This is a genomic window from Microbacterium sp. HMH0099 (genome assembly GCF_049384025.1).
GTDB lineage: Bacteria > Actinomycetota > Actinomycetes > Actinomycetales > Microbacteriaceae > Microbacterium.
In genome coordinates, this window is record NZ_JBMRJR010000003.1 from 242067 (window position 1) to 256874 (window position 14808).

Annotated in this window: 13 protein-coding genes; 6 read left to right on the top strand and 7 right to left on the bottom strand. The window is 70.6% G+C overall.

The window, feature by feature from the left end; all coding sequences use genetic code 11:
• The first annotated feature begins 37 nt into the window (after nucleotides 1-37).
• The gene (locus tag ACO03V_RS08360; RefSeq protein ID WP_367726889.1) at nucleotides 38-478 is read left to right on the top strand and encodes a SufE family protein; all 441 of its coding nucleotides are present in this window, start codon (nucleotides 38-40) and stop codon (nucleotides 476-478) included.
• Between the two features lie 16 nt (nucleotides 479-494).
• On the opposite strand, the gene ACO03V_RS08365 is transcribed toward ACO03V_RS08360, so the two are convergent.
• A complete protein-coding gene (locus tag ACO03V_RS08365; protein ID WP_423137266.1) occupies nucleotides 495-1709 on the bottom strand; it encodes an alpha/beta hydrolase family protein in 1215 nt (404 codons plus the stop codon).
• 25 nt (nucleotides 1710-1734) lie between these two features.
• Here ACO03V_RS08365 and ACO03V_RS08370 point away from each other — a divergent pair, with 25 nt between their 5' ends.
• The 4 genes from ACO03V_RS08370 (at nucleotide 1735) to ACO03V_RS08385 (ending at nucleotide 6929) form a co-directional block, all read left to right on the top strand.
• Entirely contained in the window at nucleotides 1735-2325 is a 591-nt protein-coding gene (locus tag ACO03V_RS08370; RefSeq protein ID WP_367726891.1) for a DUF3000 domain-containing protein, read from the top strand.
• Nucleotides 2318-3514 (top strand): ribonuclease D, encoded by a 1197-nt coding sequence (locus tag ACO03V_RS08375; RefSeq protein ID WP_423137267.1) that lies wholly within the window; start codon nucleotides 2318-2320, stop codon nucleotides 3512-3514. Before ACO03V_RS08370 ends, ACO03V_RS08375 begins: the two co-directional genes overlap by 8 nt.
• Before the next feature lie 71 nt (nucleotides 3515-3585).
• Nucleotides 3586-4794: a thiolase family protein gene (locus tag ACO03V_RS08380; protein ID WP_367726893.1), complete on the top strand. Its 1209-nt coding sequence runs from the start codon at nucleotides 3586-3588 to the stop codon at nucleotides 4792-4794.
• Complete coding sequence (locus tag ACO03V_RS08385) at nucleotides 4791-6929, top strand: 3-hydroxyacyl-CoA dehydrogenase NAD-binding domain-containing protein (RefSeq protein ID WP_367726894.1); 2139 nt, start codon at nucleotides 4791-4793, stop codon at nucleotides 6927-6929. Before ACO03V_RS08380 ends, ACO03V_RS08385 begins: the two co-directional genes overlap by 4 nt.
• 64 nt (nucleotides 6930-6993) lie before the next feature.
• On the opposite strand, the gene dxs is transcribed toward ACO03V_RS08385, so the two are convergent.
• The 5 genes from dxs to dut all read right to left on the bottom strand — a co-directional run bounded on the left by dxs (nucleotide 6994) and on the right by dut (nucleotide 13888).
• On the bottom strand, nucleotides 6994-8943 hold the full coding sequence (dxs, locus tag ACO03V_RS08390) for a 1-deoxy-D-xylulose-5-phosphate synthase (protein WP_423137268.1): 1950 nt from the start codon (nucleotides 8941-8943) through the stop codon (nucleotides 6994-6996).
• 164 nt (nucleotides 8944-9107) lie between these two features.
• Complete coding sequence (locus ACO03V_RS08395; RefSeq protein WP_423137269.1) at nucleotides 9108-11951, bottom strand: aconitate hydratase; 2844 nt, start codon at nucleotides 11949-11951, stop codon at nucleotides 9108-9110.
• Between the two features lie 136 nt (nucleotides 11952-12087).
• Entirely contained in the window at nucleotides 12088-12849 is a 762-nt protein-coding gene (locus tag ACO03V_RS08400) for a DUF3159 domain-containing protein (protein WP_367726897.1), read from the bottom strand.
• On the bottom strand, nucleotides 12846-13436 hold the full coding sequence (locus ACO03V_RS08405; protein WP_367726899.1) for a DUF3710 domain-containing protein: 591 nt from the start codon (nucleotides 13434-13436) through the stop codon (nucleotides 12846-12848). The genes ACO03V_RS08400 and ACO03V_RS08405 overlap by 4 nt, the downstream gene beginning before the upstream one ends.
• Nucleotides 13433-13888 (bottom strand): dUTP diphosphatase, encoded by a 456-nt coding sequence (dut, locus tag ACO03V_RS08410; RefSeq protein WP_367726900.1) that lies wholly within the window; start codon nucleotides 13886-13888, stop codon nucleotides 13433-13435. The genes ACO03V_RS08405 and dut overlap by 4 nt, the downstream gene beginning before the upstream one ends.
• A gap of 12 nt (nucleotides 13889-13900) precedes the next feature.
• Between dut and ACO03V_RS08415 the strand changes: the two genes are divergently transcribed.
• Entirely contained in the window at nucleotides 13901-14392 is a 492-nt protein-coding gene (locus tag ACO03V_RS08415; RefSeq protein ID WP_423137270.1) for a DUF3093 domain-containing protein, read from the top strand.
• Here the strand turns inward: ACO03V_RS08415 and ACO03V_RS08420 are convergent.
• Entirely contained in the window at nucleotides 14367-14660 is a 294-nt protein-coding gene (locus ACO03V_RS08420; RefSeq protein ID WP_367726902.1) for a DUF4193 domain-containing protein, read from the bottom strand. The two genes, ACO03V_RS08415 and ACO03V_RS08420, sit on opposite strands and share 26 nt — an antisense overlap.
• Nucleotides 14661-14808 lie beyond the last annotated feature (148 nt).

Genomic DNA, 14808 nt, shown 5'->3' on the forward strand with positions numbered 1-14808 from the left:
CGCGCCGCCGCATCGCGGGCGTGGGAGGATGGCGGAGATGTCCGAGACCGTCCTCCCCGCCCGCCTCGCCGAGATCCGCGAGGAGTTCCTCGAGCTCGACGAGCCCGACCGCCTGCAGCTGCTGCTCGAGTTCTCGCAGGAGCTGCCCGAGGTGCCGGCGCAGTACGCCGACCACCCCGAGATGTGCGAGCGCGTGGCCGAGTGCCAGTCCCCCGTCTACATCGTCATCGACGTCGACGACGACGACCGCGTCGCGATGCACGCCACGGCCCCGGCCGAGGCCCCCACCACGCGCGGGTTCGCCAGCATCCTGGCCCAGGGCCTGACGGGGCTCACCGCGGACGAGGTCCTCGCCGTCCCCGACGACTTCCCGCAGAGCATCGGCCTGACCCGCGCGGTCAGCCCGCTCCGGATCGCCGGCATGACCGGCATGCTCATGCGCGCCAAGCGCCAGGTGCGCGCCAAGCGCGGCGCCTGACCGGCGGCATCCGGAGTCAGTCGCCCGCCGGGCGGTCCAGTCCCTGCCCGCGCACCCACGAGCGGATCGCCTCGGACCAGCGGTCCTCGTCGTAGTTCCAGAGCTTCGTGTGGCGCGCGACGGTGAACGTCTCCATCCGCACCAGATCGGGACGTGCGGCCGCGAGACGGTGCGATGCGTCCGCGGGCACGAACCCGTCGTCGTCGCTGTGCAGGAGCAGGACGGGATGCCGCAGCTCATCAGCCCGCGCGACGACGTCGAGGCGGTCGAAGGGGATGGCTGCGCCGCTGCGCACGAGCGGCACGCCCCAGTCGGACCCGACCATCTGCCGGGCGAGACCGGAGACGAGGGGCGGCAGCTTCAACAGGCGGGCCTGGTAGTCCAGCACCGTGCGCCAGTCCACGACGGGCGAATCCAGGACGAGACCGACGATGACGTTGCGATGCGGGGACTGCAGGTCGGCCTGGAGGGCGATCGCGCCGCCCATCGACCAGCCCATGAGGACGACCCGCCGGGCGCCGTTGCGGCGGGCGTAGGCGATGGCGGCATCCACGTCCCGCCATTCCGTCGCCCCGAGGGCGTACGTGCCCGTCCGGCTCCGCGGGGCCTCCCCGTCGTTCCGGTACGACACGACGAGGCTGGTGATGCCGAGCTCGTGGAACACCGGGACCGCCCGCAGCGTCTCGGCGCGCGTGGTGCCGCGACCGTGCACCTGCACGACCCAGACGTCGCTCTCCCGCTCCGCGGGGAACACCCACGCGGGGCAGGGGCCGCTCGGCGCGCCGATCAGCGCCGTGCGGAAGGGGAGGTGCAGCTGCTCGGGCTCGTCGAAGTACCACCCGCTGAACGCGGCGTCGGGGGCGAGCGAGGCGTCGGCGGGGACGTGCGTGAGGAGCTTGCGCGTGACGGTGGTGTCGTCCGCTCCGACCACCGACCCCACGCGGAGGTAGTCCAGGGTGCCGGTCGTGAAGAGGCCGTATCGCCCCGGCAGCTCGGTGTCGGCGGTGCGTTCCATCCGGACCGTCTGCGCAGCGGCATCCACGGCCACCATCCGGACGTTCGGGATGCGCGCGGCCGGCGTGACGACACGACGGGCCATGCGGAGGGAGATGGCTCCGAGGGCGGTGAGCGTGGACCCGAGCGCGAGGCTCAGCAGGGTCAGGGACACGCCGATGAGCCCGGCCGAAGGGTGCGAGGCGCCGCCCGTCGCGGCGCGCCTGGGAGCGTTCATCGAGGCCTCACTCTAGTCTGCTGCCGTGAATGACCTGCGCCCACCGGAGGCGTCCACTCCCTTCGCCCGGGCGGTGGAGGAGCTGCGAGAGACGATGTTCCGCGACGACCTCGTCGTCCGCGAGATCCCCTCGCCGTCCGGCCTCGCGCCGTTCTCCCTCGCGCTCGCGGGGGACGTGCGCCCCGAGGAGCACGCCACCGACTCCCCGTTCGGCACCGGGCGCTTCATCCTCCTGCACGACCCGGAGGAGCCGGAGCCGTGGGGCGGGGCATGGCGCATCGTCTGCTTCGCGCAGGCGCCGCTCGAGCCCGAGATCGGGATCGACCCGCTGCTGGCGGACGTGGCCTGGTCGTGGCTCGTCGACGCCCTCGACTCGCGGGGTGCCGAGCGCCACTCGGAGTCGGGCACCGCGACGAAGACGCTGTCCACGGGCTTCGGCACCCTCGCGGCCCAGGGGGACGGGTCGCAAATCGAACTTCGCGCGTCATGGTCGCCGCGCGGTCCCTTCCGTCCTCACCTCGAGGCGTGGGCGGAACTCGTCTGCATGCTCGCCGGCCTCCCCCCGGGGTCCGAGGGCGTCGCGGTATTCGGAGCCCGGAGGCCCACGCGTGGTTGAGTACATCGTCATCGAGGACGCCGAGGGTCTCGCCTCCGCGTGCGACGCCCTGGTGGACGGGACCGGCCCCGTCGCCGTCGACGTCGAGCGCGCGTCCGGCTTCCGCTATTCGCAGCGGGCGTACCTCATCCAGGTGTTCCGCCGCGGCGCCGGCGTGTTCCTCTTCGACCCGTCAACCATCGAGGACTTCTCGCCGCTGCAGGCCGCCATCGGCGACGAGGAGTGGGTGTTCCACGCCGCGAGCCAGGATCTCCCCTCCCTCCGGGAGCGCGGCCTCGAGCCGCCGCGCATCTTCGACACCGAGCTGGGCGCGCGCCTGCTCGGTCACGAGCGCGTCGGTCTCGGCGCGGTCGTCGAGGAGACCCTCGGCATCACCCTCGCCAAGGCGCACTCCGCCGCGGACTGGTCGACGCGCCCGCTGCCCGCGTCGTGGCTCGAGTACGCCGGCCTTGACGTCGAGCACCTCGTCGACGTCCGCGACGCCCTCGCCGCGGAGCTGGCCGAACAGGACAAGACGGAGTTCGCGCGTCAGGAGTTCCAGGCCGTGCTCGAGCGGCAGCCCAAGCCTCCGCGCGAGGACCCCTGGCGCCGTCTGAGCGGCCTGCACGCCGTGCGCGGACGTCGCTCGCTGGCCGTCGCCCGCGCCCTCTGGCAGGCGCGCGAGGACTACGCGCGCGATCAGGACATCGCCCCCGGCCGTCTGGTCCCGGACCGCGCCCTCGTGGCCGCCGTCATCGCCGACCCGCAGAGCAAACAGGCCCTCGCCGGGATCAAGGAGTTCACCGGACGCGCCAGCCGGACCCAGCTCGACCGCTGGTGGAACGCCATCGTCGAAGGACGCCAGTCCGGCGAGCTGCCGCCGGACCGCGTGCCGAGCGACACCCTCCCCCCGCCCCGCGCGTGGGTGGACCGCAACCCCGACGCGGACCGCCGTCTGAAGGCGGCGCGCCCCGCCGTCGAGGAGCGCGCGGGCGAGCTCGGCATGCCGACCGAGAACCTCCTGACGCCTGAGATGCTGCGCCGCGTGGCCTGGAACCCGCCCGCGGACATCACGGCGGAGACGGTCGGGGCGGCTCTCGCCGAGCAGGGCGCCCGCCCCTGGCAGATTGAGCAGACCGCACAGGTGATCGCCGATAGCTTTGTAGCTTCCGTCAACGAGCCCGACGACGCCGCGGAGCCGGCTTCGTAGGTTCGGACAACCGATTCTTCTCCCCCGACCGCTCTTCCTAGGCTGGTGGCATCCCAACCTTTGGAGGCAGAGTGGCCGAGATGTCGGACGTCTTCTTCGTCGATGGAATGCGCACCCCGTTCGGGCGCGCCGGCGAGAAGGGCATGTACTGGAACACCCGGGCCGACGACCTCGTCGTCAAGGCGATCATCGGGCTCATGGAGCGCAACGGCGACGTGCCGAAGGACCGGATCGACGATGTCGCGATCGCGGCGACGTCCCAGACCGGCGACCAGGGCCTGACCCTCGGTCGCACGGCCGCCATCCTCGCGGGGCTGCCGATGACGGTGCCCGGCCTGGCCATCGAGCGCATGTGCGCCGGCGCGATGACGAGCGTCACCACGATGGGCGCCTCGATCGGGGTCGGGATGTACGACCTCGCCCTCGCGGGCGGCGTCGAGCACATGGGCCGCCACCCCATCGGCGGCAACGTCGACCCCAACCCGCGCTTCGTCGCCGAGAAGCTCGTGGACCCGGGTGCGCTCAACATGGGCGTCACCGCCGAGCGCATCCACGACCGGTTCCCGCACCTCACCAAGGAGCGCTCGGACCGGTTCGGCATGGCGAGCCAGCACAAGGTGCAGGCGGCCTACGACGCCGGCAAGCTGCAGCCCGACCTCGTCCCCGTGGCCGTGAAGGACGCCGACGGCGCCTGGGGCCTGGCGACCGAGGACGAGGGCCGCCGCCCCGAGACCACCCTTGAGGGCCTGGCGTCGCTGAAGACCCCGTTCCGTCCCCACGGGCGTGTCACCGCCGGCACGTCGTCGCCGCTGACCGACGGCGCGACGATCAGCCTGCTCGCCGGCGGCGACGCCGTGAAGGAGCTCGGCCTGCGGCCGAAGATGCGGATGGTCTCGTTCGCGTTCGCCGGCGTGCAGCCCGAGATCATGGGCATCGGCCCGATCCCCTCGACCGAGAAGGCGCTGAAGAAGGCCGGTCTCACGATCGACGACATCGGCCTCTTCGAGCTCAACGAGGCCTTCGCCATCCAGGTCATCTCGCTGCTGGACCACTTCGGCATCGCCGACGACGACCCCCGGGTCAACCCGTGGGGCGGTGCCATCGCCGTGGGCCACCCGCTCGCGGCATCCGGGGTCCGCCTCATGATCCAGCTCGCCGCCCAGTTCGCCGAGCGACCCGACGTCCGCTACGGGCTCACCGCCATGTGCGTGGGTCTCGGGCAGGGCGGGTCCGTCATCTGGGAGAACCCGTTCTTCGACGGAAAGAAGAAGCGCAAGTGACCGACTACTCCGCCATCGACTTCTCGCCGCTGGAGGCGCTCTCGGACGACGAGGTCGTCACGCACTCCCCCGTCCGCGACGTGCGGCTCCCCTCGGGCAACGTGCTCGCCCTCGTCACGCTCGACAACGGGCGGGACCACACGCGGCCGAACACCCTCGGGCCCGCGACGCTCGCCGAGCTCGGACGCACGCTCGAGACGCTGAAGAAGCGGGCCACCGCGGGCGAGATCCACGCGGTCGCCCTCACCGGCAAGCAGTACATCCTGGCCGCCGGCGCCGACCTCTCCGACGTGGCCAAGCTGCCGTCGAAGGACATCGCACGCCTCATCGCCCAGCGCGGACACCAGGTGCTCGGCTCCCTCTCCGACCTCGGCGTCCCGTCGTTCGCCTTCGTCAACGGCCTCGCACTCGGCGGCGGCCTCGAGATCGCGCTGAACTCGACCTACCGCACCGTCGACGCCTCGGCCGCGGCGATCGCCCTGCCCGAGGTGTTCCTCGGCATCATCCCCGGCTGGGGCGGCGCCTACCTGCTGCCGAACCTCATTGGCATCGAGAACGCCCTCGAGGTCGTCGTGTCCAACCCGCTCAAGCAGAACCGGATGCTCAAGCCCCAGCAGGCGTTCGACCTCGGGATCATGGATGCCATCTTCCCGGCGGCCTCCTACCTCGAGGACTCGCTGCGGTGGGCCGACGGCGTGCTCACCGGTCGCGTCAAGGTCGAGCGCAAGAACGTGCCCGGCAAGATCGAGCGCCTGACCAAGTGGCCCATCGCCGTGAAGGTCGCGCGGAACATGCTCGAGGCGAAGATCGGCACCGTCCCGCGCTCCCCCTACGTCGCCCTCGACCTCCTCGACAAGGCGAAGAGCGGCTCGAAGGAGGAGGGCTTCGCCCGGGAGGACGAGGCGCTCGCCGACCTGATCACGGGCGACCAGTTCGCGGCATCCATGTACGCCTTCGACCTCGTGCAGAAGCGCGCCAAGCGTCCCGTCGGCGCGCCGGACAAGGCTCTGGCGAAGAAGGTCACGAAGGTCGGCGTCATCGGCGCGGGTCTCATGGCGTCGCAGTTCGCGCTGCTGTTCGTCCGCCGTCTGCGCGTCCCCGTGATCATCACGGACATCGATCAGGCACGGGTCGACAAGGGCGTGGCATCCATCCACGAGGAGATCGGCAAGCTCGAAGGCAAGGGCCGCCTCGATGGCGACACCGCCAACCAGCTCCGTGCGCTCGTGCACGGCACCACCGATCGCACGGAGTTCGCGGACTGCGACTTCGTCATCGAGGCCGTGTTCGAGGAGGTGGGCGTCAAGCAGGAGGTCTTCTCCGCGATCGAGAAGATCGTCGCCGAGGATGCCATCCTCGCCACGAACACGTCGTCGTTGTCGGTCGCCGAGATCGGCACGGCGCTGCAGCGTCCGGAGCGTCTCGTCGGCTTCCACTTCTTCAATCCGGTCGCGGTCATGCCGCTCATCGAGGTCGTGAAGACGGATGCCACCAGCGACGCCGCCCTGTCGACGGCGTTCGTCGTCGCCAAGGGCCTGGGCAAGAACGCCGTGCTGACCGCCGACGCCCCGGGCTTCGTCGTCAACCGCCTGCTGGCGAAGGTGATGGGCGAGGCGGCGCGCGCCGTCTACGAGGGGACGCCCATCGCCACCGTCGAGAAGGCGTTCGCGCCGCTCGGCCTGCCGATGGGACCGTTCCAGCTCATCGACCTCGTCGGATGGAAGGTGGCCGCCCACGTGCAGGACACCATGACGCGCGCCTTCCCCGACCGGTTCTACGCGTCGGAGAACTTCCACGAGCTCGCTGCCCTGCCCGAGGTCGTCGAGAAGGACAAGGGCGGACGCGTCACCGGCTGGACGAAGGCCGCGCAGAAGGTGCTCGTCACCGACTCCTCCCCGGTCGATGCCGACACCATCCTGCGCCGCGTGCAGGACGGCCTCGCCCAGGAGATCCGGATCATGCTCGACGAGGGCGTCGTGCCCGCCGTCGAGGACATCGACCTGTGCCTGATCCTCGGTGCCGGATGGCCGTTCATCGACGGCGGTGCGTCGCCCTACCTCGACCGCGAGGGGGCATCGGAACGCGTCTTCGGCGACACGTTCCACCACCCGCCGATCCGCGGCATCGGGGGCTGAGGCCCCTCCCCATGACAGCGGCGCCGTCCCCGAGGGGGCGGCGCCGCTGTCATGCGTCCCGTTGTCAGGGGCGGGACTTCTCCCACTCGTCGAGCGTCGGGATCGCGCCGGTGGGCGTCTGCCGCGCGACCGGGATGCGGGTGCCGAGCACCTGCGCGACGACGTCGTGCGTGATCTTGCTGGCCGTCAGTCCGGCGTCCTCGAGGATCTGCTCGCGCGTCGCGTGATCGATGAAGGCGTCCGGGATGCCGAGCTCGTCGACGGCCGTGTCCACCCCGGCCTCGCGCAGCACCTGGCGGACGCGCGTGCCGACACCGCCGACGCGGATGCCGTCCTCGATGGTGATGACGAGACGGTGCTCGCGGGCCAGCTCCACGATCGACGGCTGCACGGGGATGGCCCACCGCGGATCGACGACCGTGGCACCGATGCCCTGCGCGCGCAGGCGCTCCGCGACCTCCATCGCCAGGTGCACCATCGGGCCGATGCCGACGAGCAGCACGTCCTCGCTGGAGCCGCGGGACAGGACGTCGACGCCGTCCGGCAGGCGCTCGATCGCCTCGAGGTCGGCCGGCACGTTCCCCTTGGGGTAGCGGATGACGGTGGGGGCGTCCTCGACCGCGGCCGCCTCGCGGAACTCCTCGCGCAGACGGGCGGCGTCGCGCGGGGCGGCGATCCGGATGCCGGGGACCAGCTGCAGCATGGCGAGGTCCCAGATGCCGTGGTGGCTCGGACCGTCGGGCCCTGTGACGCCCGCGCGGTCGAGCACGAAGGTCACACCGGCCTTGTGCAGGCCCACATCCATCAGCACCTGGTCGAACGCACGGTTCATGAAGGTCGCGTAGATCGCGACCACGGGGTGCAGTCCGCCGAAGGCGAGACCCGCCGCCGAGGCGACCGCGTGCTGCTCCGCGATGCCGACGTCGTACACGCGCTCCGGGAAGCGTTCGCTGAAGAGCTGGAGGCCGGTGGGGCGCAGCATCGCCGCGGTCATCGCGATGATGTCCTCGCGCTCGGCGCCGATCTCGACGAGCTCGCGCGCGAACACGTCCGTCCATGCCGTGCCGGTGCCCGACCCGACCGCCTCGCCGGTGATCGGGTCGATCTTGCCGACCGCGTGGAACTGGTCCGCGGTGTCGCTCAGCGCGGGCGCGTAGCCGCTGCCCTTGTCCGTGATGGCGTGGACGATGACCGGCGCGCCGTAGGACTTCGCCAACTCGAGGGTCTCGAGGAGCGCCTCGAGGTCGTGGCCGTCCACCGGCCCGAGGTACTTGATGTCGAGGTTGCTGTAAAGCGCCTCGTTGTTCGTGAAGCGCGACAGGAAGCCGTGCGTGCCCCCGCGCACGCCGCGGTACACCGCGCGGGCCGCGGGGCCGAGGCTGCGGAAGAGCGTCGCCGAGCCGCGGTGCAGGGTGCGGTACGCATCGTTCGTGCGCACGCGGTTCAGGTAGCGGGCCATGCCGCCGATGGTCGGCGCGTAGGAGCGGCCGTTGTCGTTGACGACGATGACGAGGTTGCGGTCGTTGTCGTCGCTGATGTTGTTCAGCGCCTCCCACGTCATCCCGCCGGTGAGCGCGCCGTCGCCGACGACCGCGACGACGTGCCGGTCGCGGCGTCCGGTACGGCTGAAGGCCCGCGAGATGCCGTCGGCCCAGCTCAGCGAGCTCGAGGCGTGCGAGGACTCGACGACGTCGTGCTCGCTCTCGGAGCGCTGCGGATAGCCCGCGAGGCCGCCGCGGGAGCGCAGATGCGAGAAGTCCTGGCGACCGGTGAGCATCTTGTGCACGTAGGACTGATGCCCGGTGTCGAAGATGATCGGATCGGCGGGCGAGTCGAAGACGCGGTGCAGGGCGATCGTCAGCTCGACGACGCCGAGGTTGGGGCCCAGATGGCCGCCCGTCCGGGCGACGTTCTCGACGAGGAACGTCCGCACCTCGGCGGCGAGCTCGCGCAGCTGATCGGTCGTCAGGGCGTCCAGGTCACGCGGTCCGCGAATGCCGGGTAGCAGAGCCATCGGACTCCTCTCGTGCCGTGCGCGGAGGGGTCCGCGCGGTCTCGATTCTAGTCTTCGGGGCCGTGAGGGGCCCAGCAAGCGCTTGCGCTCGGCCGTCGCGCCCGCTCTCGGAACGAGACGTGCCCCGGGAGCACGAGGCTCCCGGGGCACGCAGCGGATGCCGGTCAGACCAGCGAACGCAGCACGTACTGCAGGATGCCGCCGTTGCGGTAGTAGTCGGCCTCACCGGGGGTGTCGATGCGGACCACGGCGTCGAACGTGACGGTCTGCTTGCCCTCGGGCGAGAACTCGCTCGGCTCGGCCGTGACCTTGACGGTCTTCGGCGTGACGCCCTCGTTGAGCTGCTCGATGCCCTCGATCGAGACGGTCTCGGTGCCGTCGAGGCCCAGCGACTTCCAGCTCTCGCCGGCGGGGAACTGCAGCGGGACGACGCCCATGCCGATGAGGTTGGAGCGGTGGATGCGCTCGAAGCTCTCGGTGATGACCGCCTTCACGCCGAGGAGGTTCGTCCCCTTGGCCGCCCAGTCGCGCGACGAGCCGGAGCCGTACTCCTTGCCGCCGAAGATCACCAGCGGGGTGCCCTGCGCCTGGTAGTTCTGGCTCGCGTCGAAGATGTACGACTGCGGGCCGCCCTCACGGGTGAAGTCGCGGGTGTAGCCACCCTCGACGACCGTGCCGTCGTTCACGGCGGCCGTGAGCTCGTTCTTCAGGCGGATGTTGGCGAACGTGCCGCGGATCATGACCTCGTGGTTGCCACGGCGGGAGCCGTAGGAGTTGAAGTCCTTCTGCGCGACGCCGTGCTCCGTGAGGTACTGGGCGGCGGGGGTGCCGGCCTTGATGTTGCCCGCGGGGCTGATGTGGTCGGTCGTCACCGAGTCGCCGAGCGTGGCCATGACGCGGGCGCCGGTGATGTCGCGGACCGCGTCCGGCTGCATGGTCATGCCGTCGAAATAGGGCGCCTTGCGCACGTACGTCGAGTCGGCATCCCATTCGAAGACCGGACCGGTCGGGGTCGGCAGGGTCTTCCAGCGCTCGTCGCCCTCGAAGACGGTGGCGTACTGCTGGATGAACTGCTCGCGCGAGATCGACGCGTCGATGATGGTCTGCACCTGGTCGGGAGCGGGCCAGATGTCCTTGAGGAACACGTCCTCGCCGTTCTGGTCCTTGCCCAGGGCGTCGGTCTCGAAGTCGAAGTTCATCGAGCCGGCGAGAGCATAGGCGACCACCAGCGGCGGGGAGGCCAGGTAGTTCATCTTCACGTCGGGGCTGATGCGTCCCTCGAAGTTGCGGTTGCCCGAGAGGACGGCCGTGACGGCGAGGTCGTTCTCGTTGATGGCCTCGGAGACCTCCTCGATGAGGGGTCCCGAGTTGCCGATGCAGATCGTGCAGCCGTAGCCGACGGTGTAGAAGTCGAGGCCCTCGAGCGCCTTGTCGAGACCGGACTTCTCGTAGTAGTCGGTGACGACCTTCGAGCCGGGGCCGAGCGTCGTCTTGACCCACGGCTTGCGCTTGAGGCCCTTGTCGACGGCGTTCTTGGCGAGCAGGCCCGCCGCGATCATGACCGAGGGGTTGGAGGTGTTCGTGCACGACGTGATCGCCGCGAGCGTGACGGCGCCGTTGTCGAGCAGGTACGACTGACCCTCCGGCGTGGTGACGCGGACCGGCTTCGAGGCGTTGACCGGGTGGCCGGAGGAGATCAGCACCTCGTGCTCGGTCAGCTCCTCGCCCTCCTCCTCGCCCGGGACGGCGCCCGGGTCGGAGGCGGGGAAGGTGCCGTCGACCTCGAGGTCGACGATGGAGTCCGAAGTGGTGACCGCGGCGTAGTTCAGAATGTCCTTCTCGAACTGCGACTTGGCCTCGGACAGCAGGATGCGGTCCTGCGGACGCTTCGGCCCGGCGATCGAGGGGACCACGGTGCTCAGGTCGAGCTCCATGTACTCGCTGAACACGAGCTCGCGGGACGGGTCGTGCCAGAGCTTCTGCTCCTTGGCGTACGCCTCGACCAGGGCGACGGTCTGCTCGTCGCGGCCCGTGAGGCGCAGGTAGTCGAGCGTGACGTCGTCGATGGGGAACATCGCGGCGGTGGAGCCGAACTCGGGGCTCATGTTGCCGATGGTGGCGCGGTTGGCCAGCGGCACGGACGCGACGCCCTCGCCGTAGAACTCGACGAACTTGCCGACGACGCCGTGCTTGCGCAGCATGTCGGTGATCGTCAGGACGACGTCCGTCGCGGTGACGCCCGCGGGGATCTCGCCGCTGAGCTTGAAGCCGACGACGCGCGGGATGAGCATCGACACGGGCTGGCCGAGCATGGCGGCCTCGGCCTCGATGCCGCCGACGCCCCATCCGAGGACGCCGAGGCCGTTGACCATCGTCGTGTGCGAGTCGGTGCCGACGCAGGTGTCGGGGTAGGCGCGCAGGACGCCGTCGACGGTGCGGTCGTAGACGACCTTGGCCAGGTGCTCGATGTTGACCTGGTGGACGATGCCGGTCCCCGGCGGGACGACCTTGAAGTCGTCGAACGCCGTCTGGCCCCAGCGCAGGAACTGGTACCGCTCGCCGTTGCGCTCGTACTCGATCTCGACGTTGCGCTCGAGCGCGTTCTCGCTGCCGAAGAGGTCGGCGATGACCGAGTGGTCGATGACCATCTCGGCCGGCGAGAGCGGGTTGATCTTGTTCGGGTCGCCGCCCAGGGCGGTCACGGCCTCACGCATGGTCGCGAGGTCGACGATGCAGGGCACACCGGTGAAGTCCTGCATCACGACGCGCGCGGGCGTGAACTGGATCTCCGTGTCGGGGTCGGCCGTCGGCACCCACGAGCCGAGCGCCTGGATCTGCTCCTTGGTGACGTTGGCACCGTCCTCGGTGCGGAGCAGGTTCTCCAGCAGCACCTTGAGGCTGAAGGGGAGCTTCTCGTATCCGGCGACCGTGTCGATGCGGAAGATCTCGTAGTCGGTGCTGCCGACCGTCAGGGTGCTCTTCGCACCGAAGCTGTCAACCGTGGACACGTTCGTCTCCTTCGTCGGCGATTGCGCAGGCGTCGGCCCGCCGCATCCCATCTTCCCCGCGCTGAGCGGTCGATGCCAGGAAGGCCGACCTAACCGCGGAGGGACGGGTTTTTATCTTGATATCAAGATAAATATATCAGGACTTCGGCCGAGGGGAGAGAGCCCGGACGGCGAGCCAGGTGACCGCGAGCATCGGCGCGAAGAGGGGAAGGCCCATCACGATCTTCAGCGTGCCGAGCGCGGTGACGTCGCCCGCGAAGTACAGCGGCAGCTGCACGGCGAGCCGCGCGGCGAACAGTCCGGCCCACGCGATCGAGAGCCAGGTGTAGACGCGTCGCTTGCGCCGGTCCGCGCGCCACGCGGTGCCCTCCCCCAGCAGGTAGCCCGCGGCGAGACCGATGAGCGGCCAGCCGATGAGGGCGGAGACGAGGAAGGCGGTGCCGTACGCGCCGTTGGTGAAGAAGCCGAAGACGAAGTTGTCCTGACCGCGGCCGGTCACGAGTGCCAGCACCGCCGCGCCGACGGTGGCGAGCAGACCACCGATCGCCGCGCTCGGCGGCGACTTCGCGACCAGGCGGGCCACCGTGAAGACGACGGCGATCCCGACCGACACCCCCAGGCTCAGCAGGAGGTTCCCCTGACGGGTCTCCGGATCGACGGTGACGGTGAAGAGGACGACGAACGCCAGCGAGGGCAGGACGGACTCCAGGATGCCGCGCCACCCGCCCATCGCCGCCCACACGGCCGCGCCGGTGCTGGTGTGCTTCGACGGGTCCAGGCCCGCGCGTCGCGCCGCGCTACCGAGGGCGGCGCTCATGCTGTCGGCCGCGGAGGGCGGGTCCAGCGGGACGCGGTCGTCGTCGTCGCGGGAGGGGGTCCGGGCGGCCTCGTCGCTCATGCGGTGGCGGGGCTCTGCGGCATCCGGAGCGGGATGAGGTCGCGCGGAGGCATGGGCGAGCCGCCCCGCACCACGACGATGGAGCGGAAGAGGTCCTCGACAGCCGCCGCGGCCTCGACGTCGGACGTCGCTGCGCCGCCGATGACGCCGCGCAGGAACCAGCGCGGACCGTCCACGCCGACGAAGCGCGCGAGACGCTTCGCGGCACCCTCGGCACCGGCCATCACGGGCACCTCGGCGAGCAGTTCGGGGCCGAGGGGGCCCTCGCGTTCCTCGACACGGCCGCCCTGCTGCTTGACCTGCTGGCGGATCTGGTCGCGGGTCTCCTCCCACAGGCCGCTCGTGCGCGGCGCCGCGAAGGGCTGCACCTGGAGGGTGGAGTCGGCGTAGTCGAGTCCGACGGCGACGATGCGCTTGGTCTGCTCCTCCACCTCGAGGCGCAGGTTCAGCCCCTCGCGCGGCAGGATCTTGATGCCGCCGAGGTCGATGTAGGGACGGACCGCGTTGGCCTCGGCCTCGTCGAACGGGCCGACGCTCTCGCGATCGGCGGGCGCGCTCTTGGCGGGCAGGGGTGAGACGTCGCTCATCGGGTGCTCCCTTGCAGGTTCTGGTAGCCGCTCGACCCGAAGCCGCCCTCGCCGCGGACGCTCTCGGGAAGCTCGTCGACGGGGACGAAGCGGACGGGCGGGACGGGCAGGACGATCAGCTGAGCGATACGGTCGCCGACGGCGACGTCGTAGGGCTCGTCGAGATCCGTGTTCAGCAAGGCGACCTTGATCTCGCCGCGGTAGCCGGCGTCGACGGTGCCCGGCGCGTTGACCACGGTGATCCCGTGCTTGGCGGCGAGGCCGCTGCGCGGGACGACGAAGGCGAGGTGCCCGTCGGGCAGCGCGATGCGCACGCCCGTTCCGACGAGCGCTCGACGACCCGGCTCGAGGCGGACGGCCTCCGCGGCGACGAGATCCGCGCCGGCGTCACCCGGGTGGGCGAAGACCGGGACCTCGGATGCGACAATGGGGACATCCACCGTTTCGGTCACCCCACGAGGGTAATGCAGAAGAGGGGGTGCGGCATCCGCACCGGATCCGACTACCGCGAGCGGCTGAGCCCGTCGCTCTGGGCTCTCGTGGCCGCCGCCCTGTGCGGGCCGATGGCCGCGCTCGTCTTCTCGCCGCTCGACACCACGGTGGCCCTCGTCATCGGGCTCGTCGTGGCCGTGGCCATCGTGGCCGCGCTCGTGGCGCTCTCCCCCGTCGTCGAGGTGCGGGACGGGGAGCTCCGCGCCGGACGGGCGCACATCCCCGTCGACCTTCTCGGCGAACCCGTCGGCGTCGTCGCGGACGAGGCTCGAACGGCCCGCGGGAGTGGTCTCGACCGGCGGGCCTGGCATGTGATCCGTGGCGGGATCGACGGGATCGTCACGGTGCCCGTGACCGATCCCGAGGATCCGGCGCCGTCGTGGGTCGTCTCGACCCGGACGCCGGATCGCCTGATCGCGGCGATCCAGCGGGCTCAGGTCAGGCTGCGCACTCCACGCAGATGAAGCCGGGGCCGTCCTCGTGGTCGATCTGCGAGCGGTGCTTCACGAGGAAGCAGTTCATGCAGGTGAACTCGTCCTCCTGAGGGGGGAGCACGACGACGTCGAGCTCGATGTCGGAGAGGTCGGCACCGGGGAGCTCGAAGCCGGAGGGGTTGTCGGCATCCTCGTTGTCGATCGACCCCGACGTCTTGTCGGGCACGCGCTCCTTGAGGGCCTCGATCGACTCGCTGTCGTCCTCGGTCTTGCGCGGTGCGTCGTAATCGGTGGCCATGCGTGCGGGTCTCTACTTCCGGTTTTCTTGGTGCCTCTGCCCGATCGGGCGGCGATAGTTTGCATGACCCCTCGGTCGAAAGCAAATGCGGTCGACGGGCCTTGCATATCGGGCGAGGCGTGAAACTCGCGGCGCGCCCGCGATATTC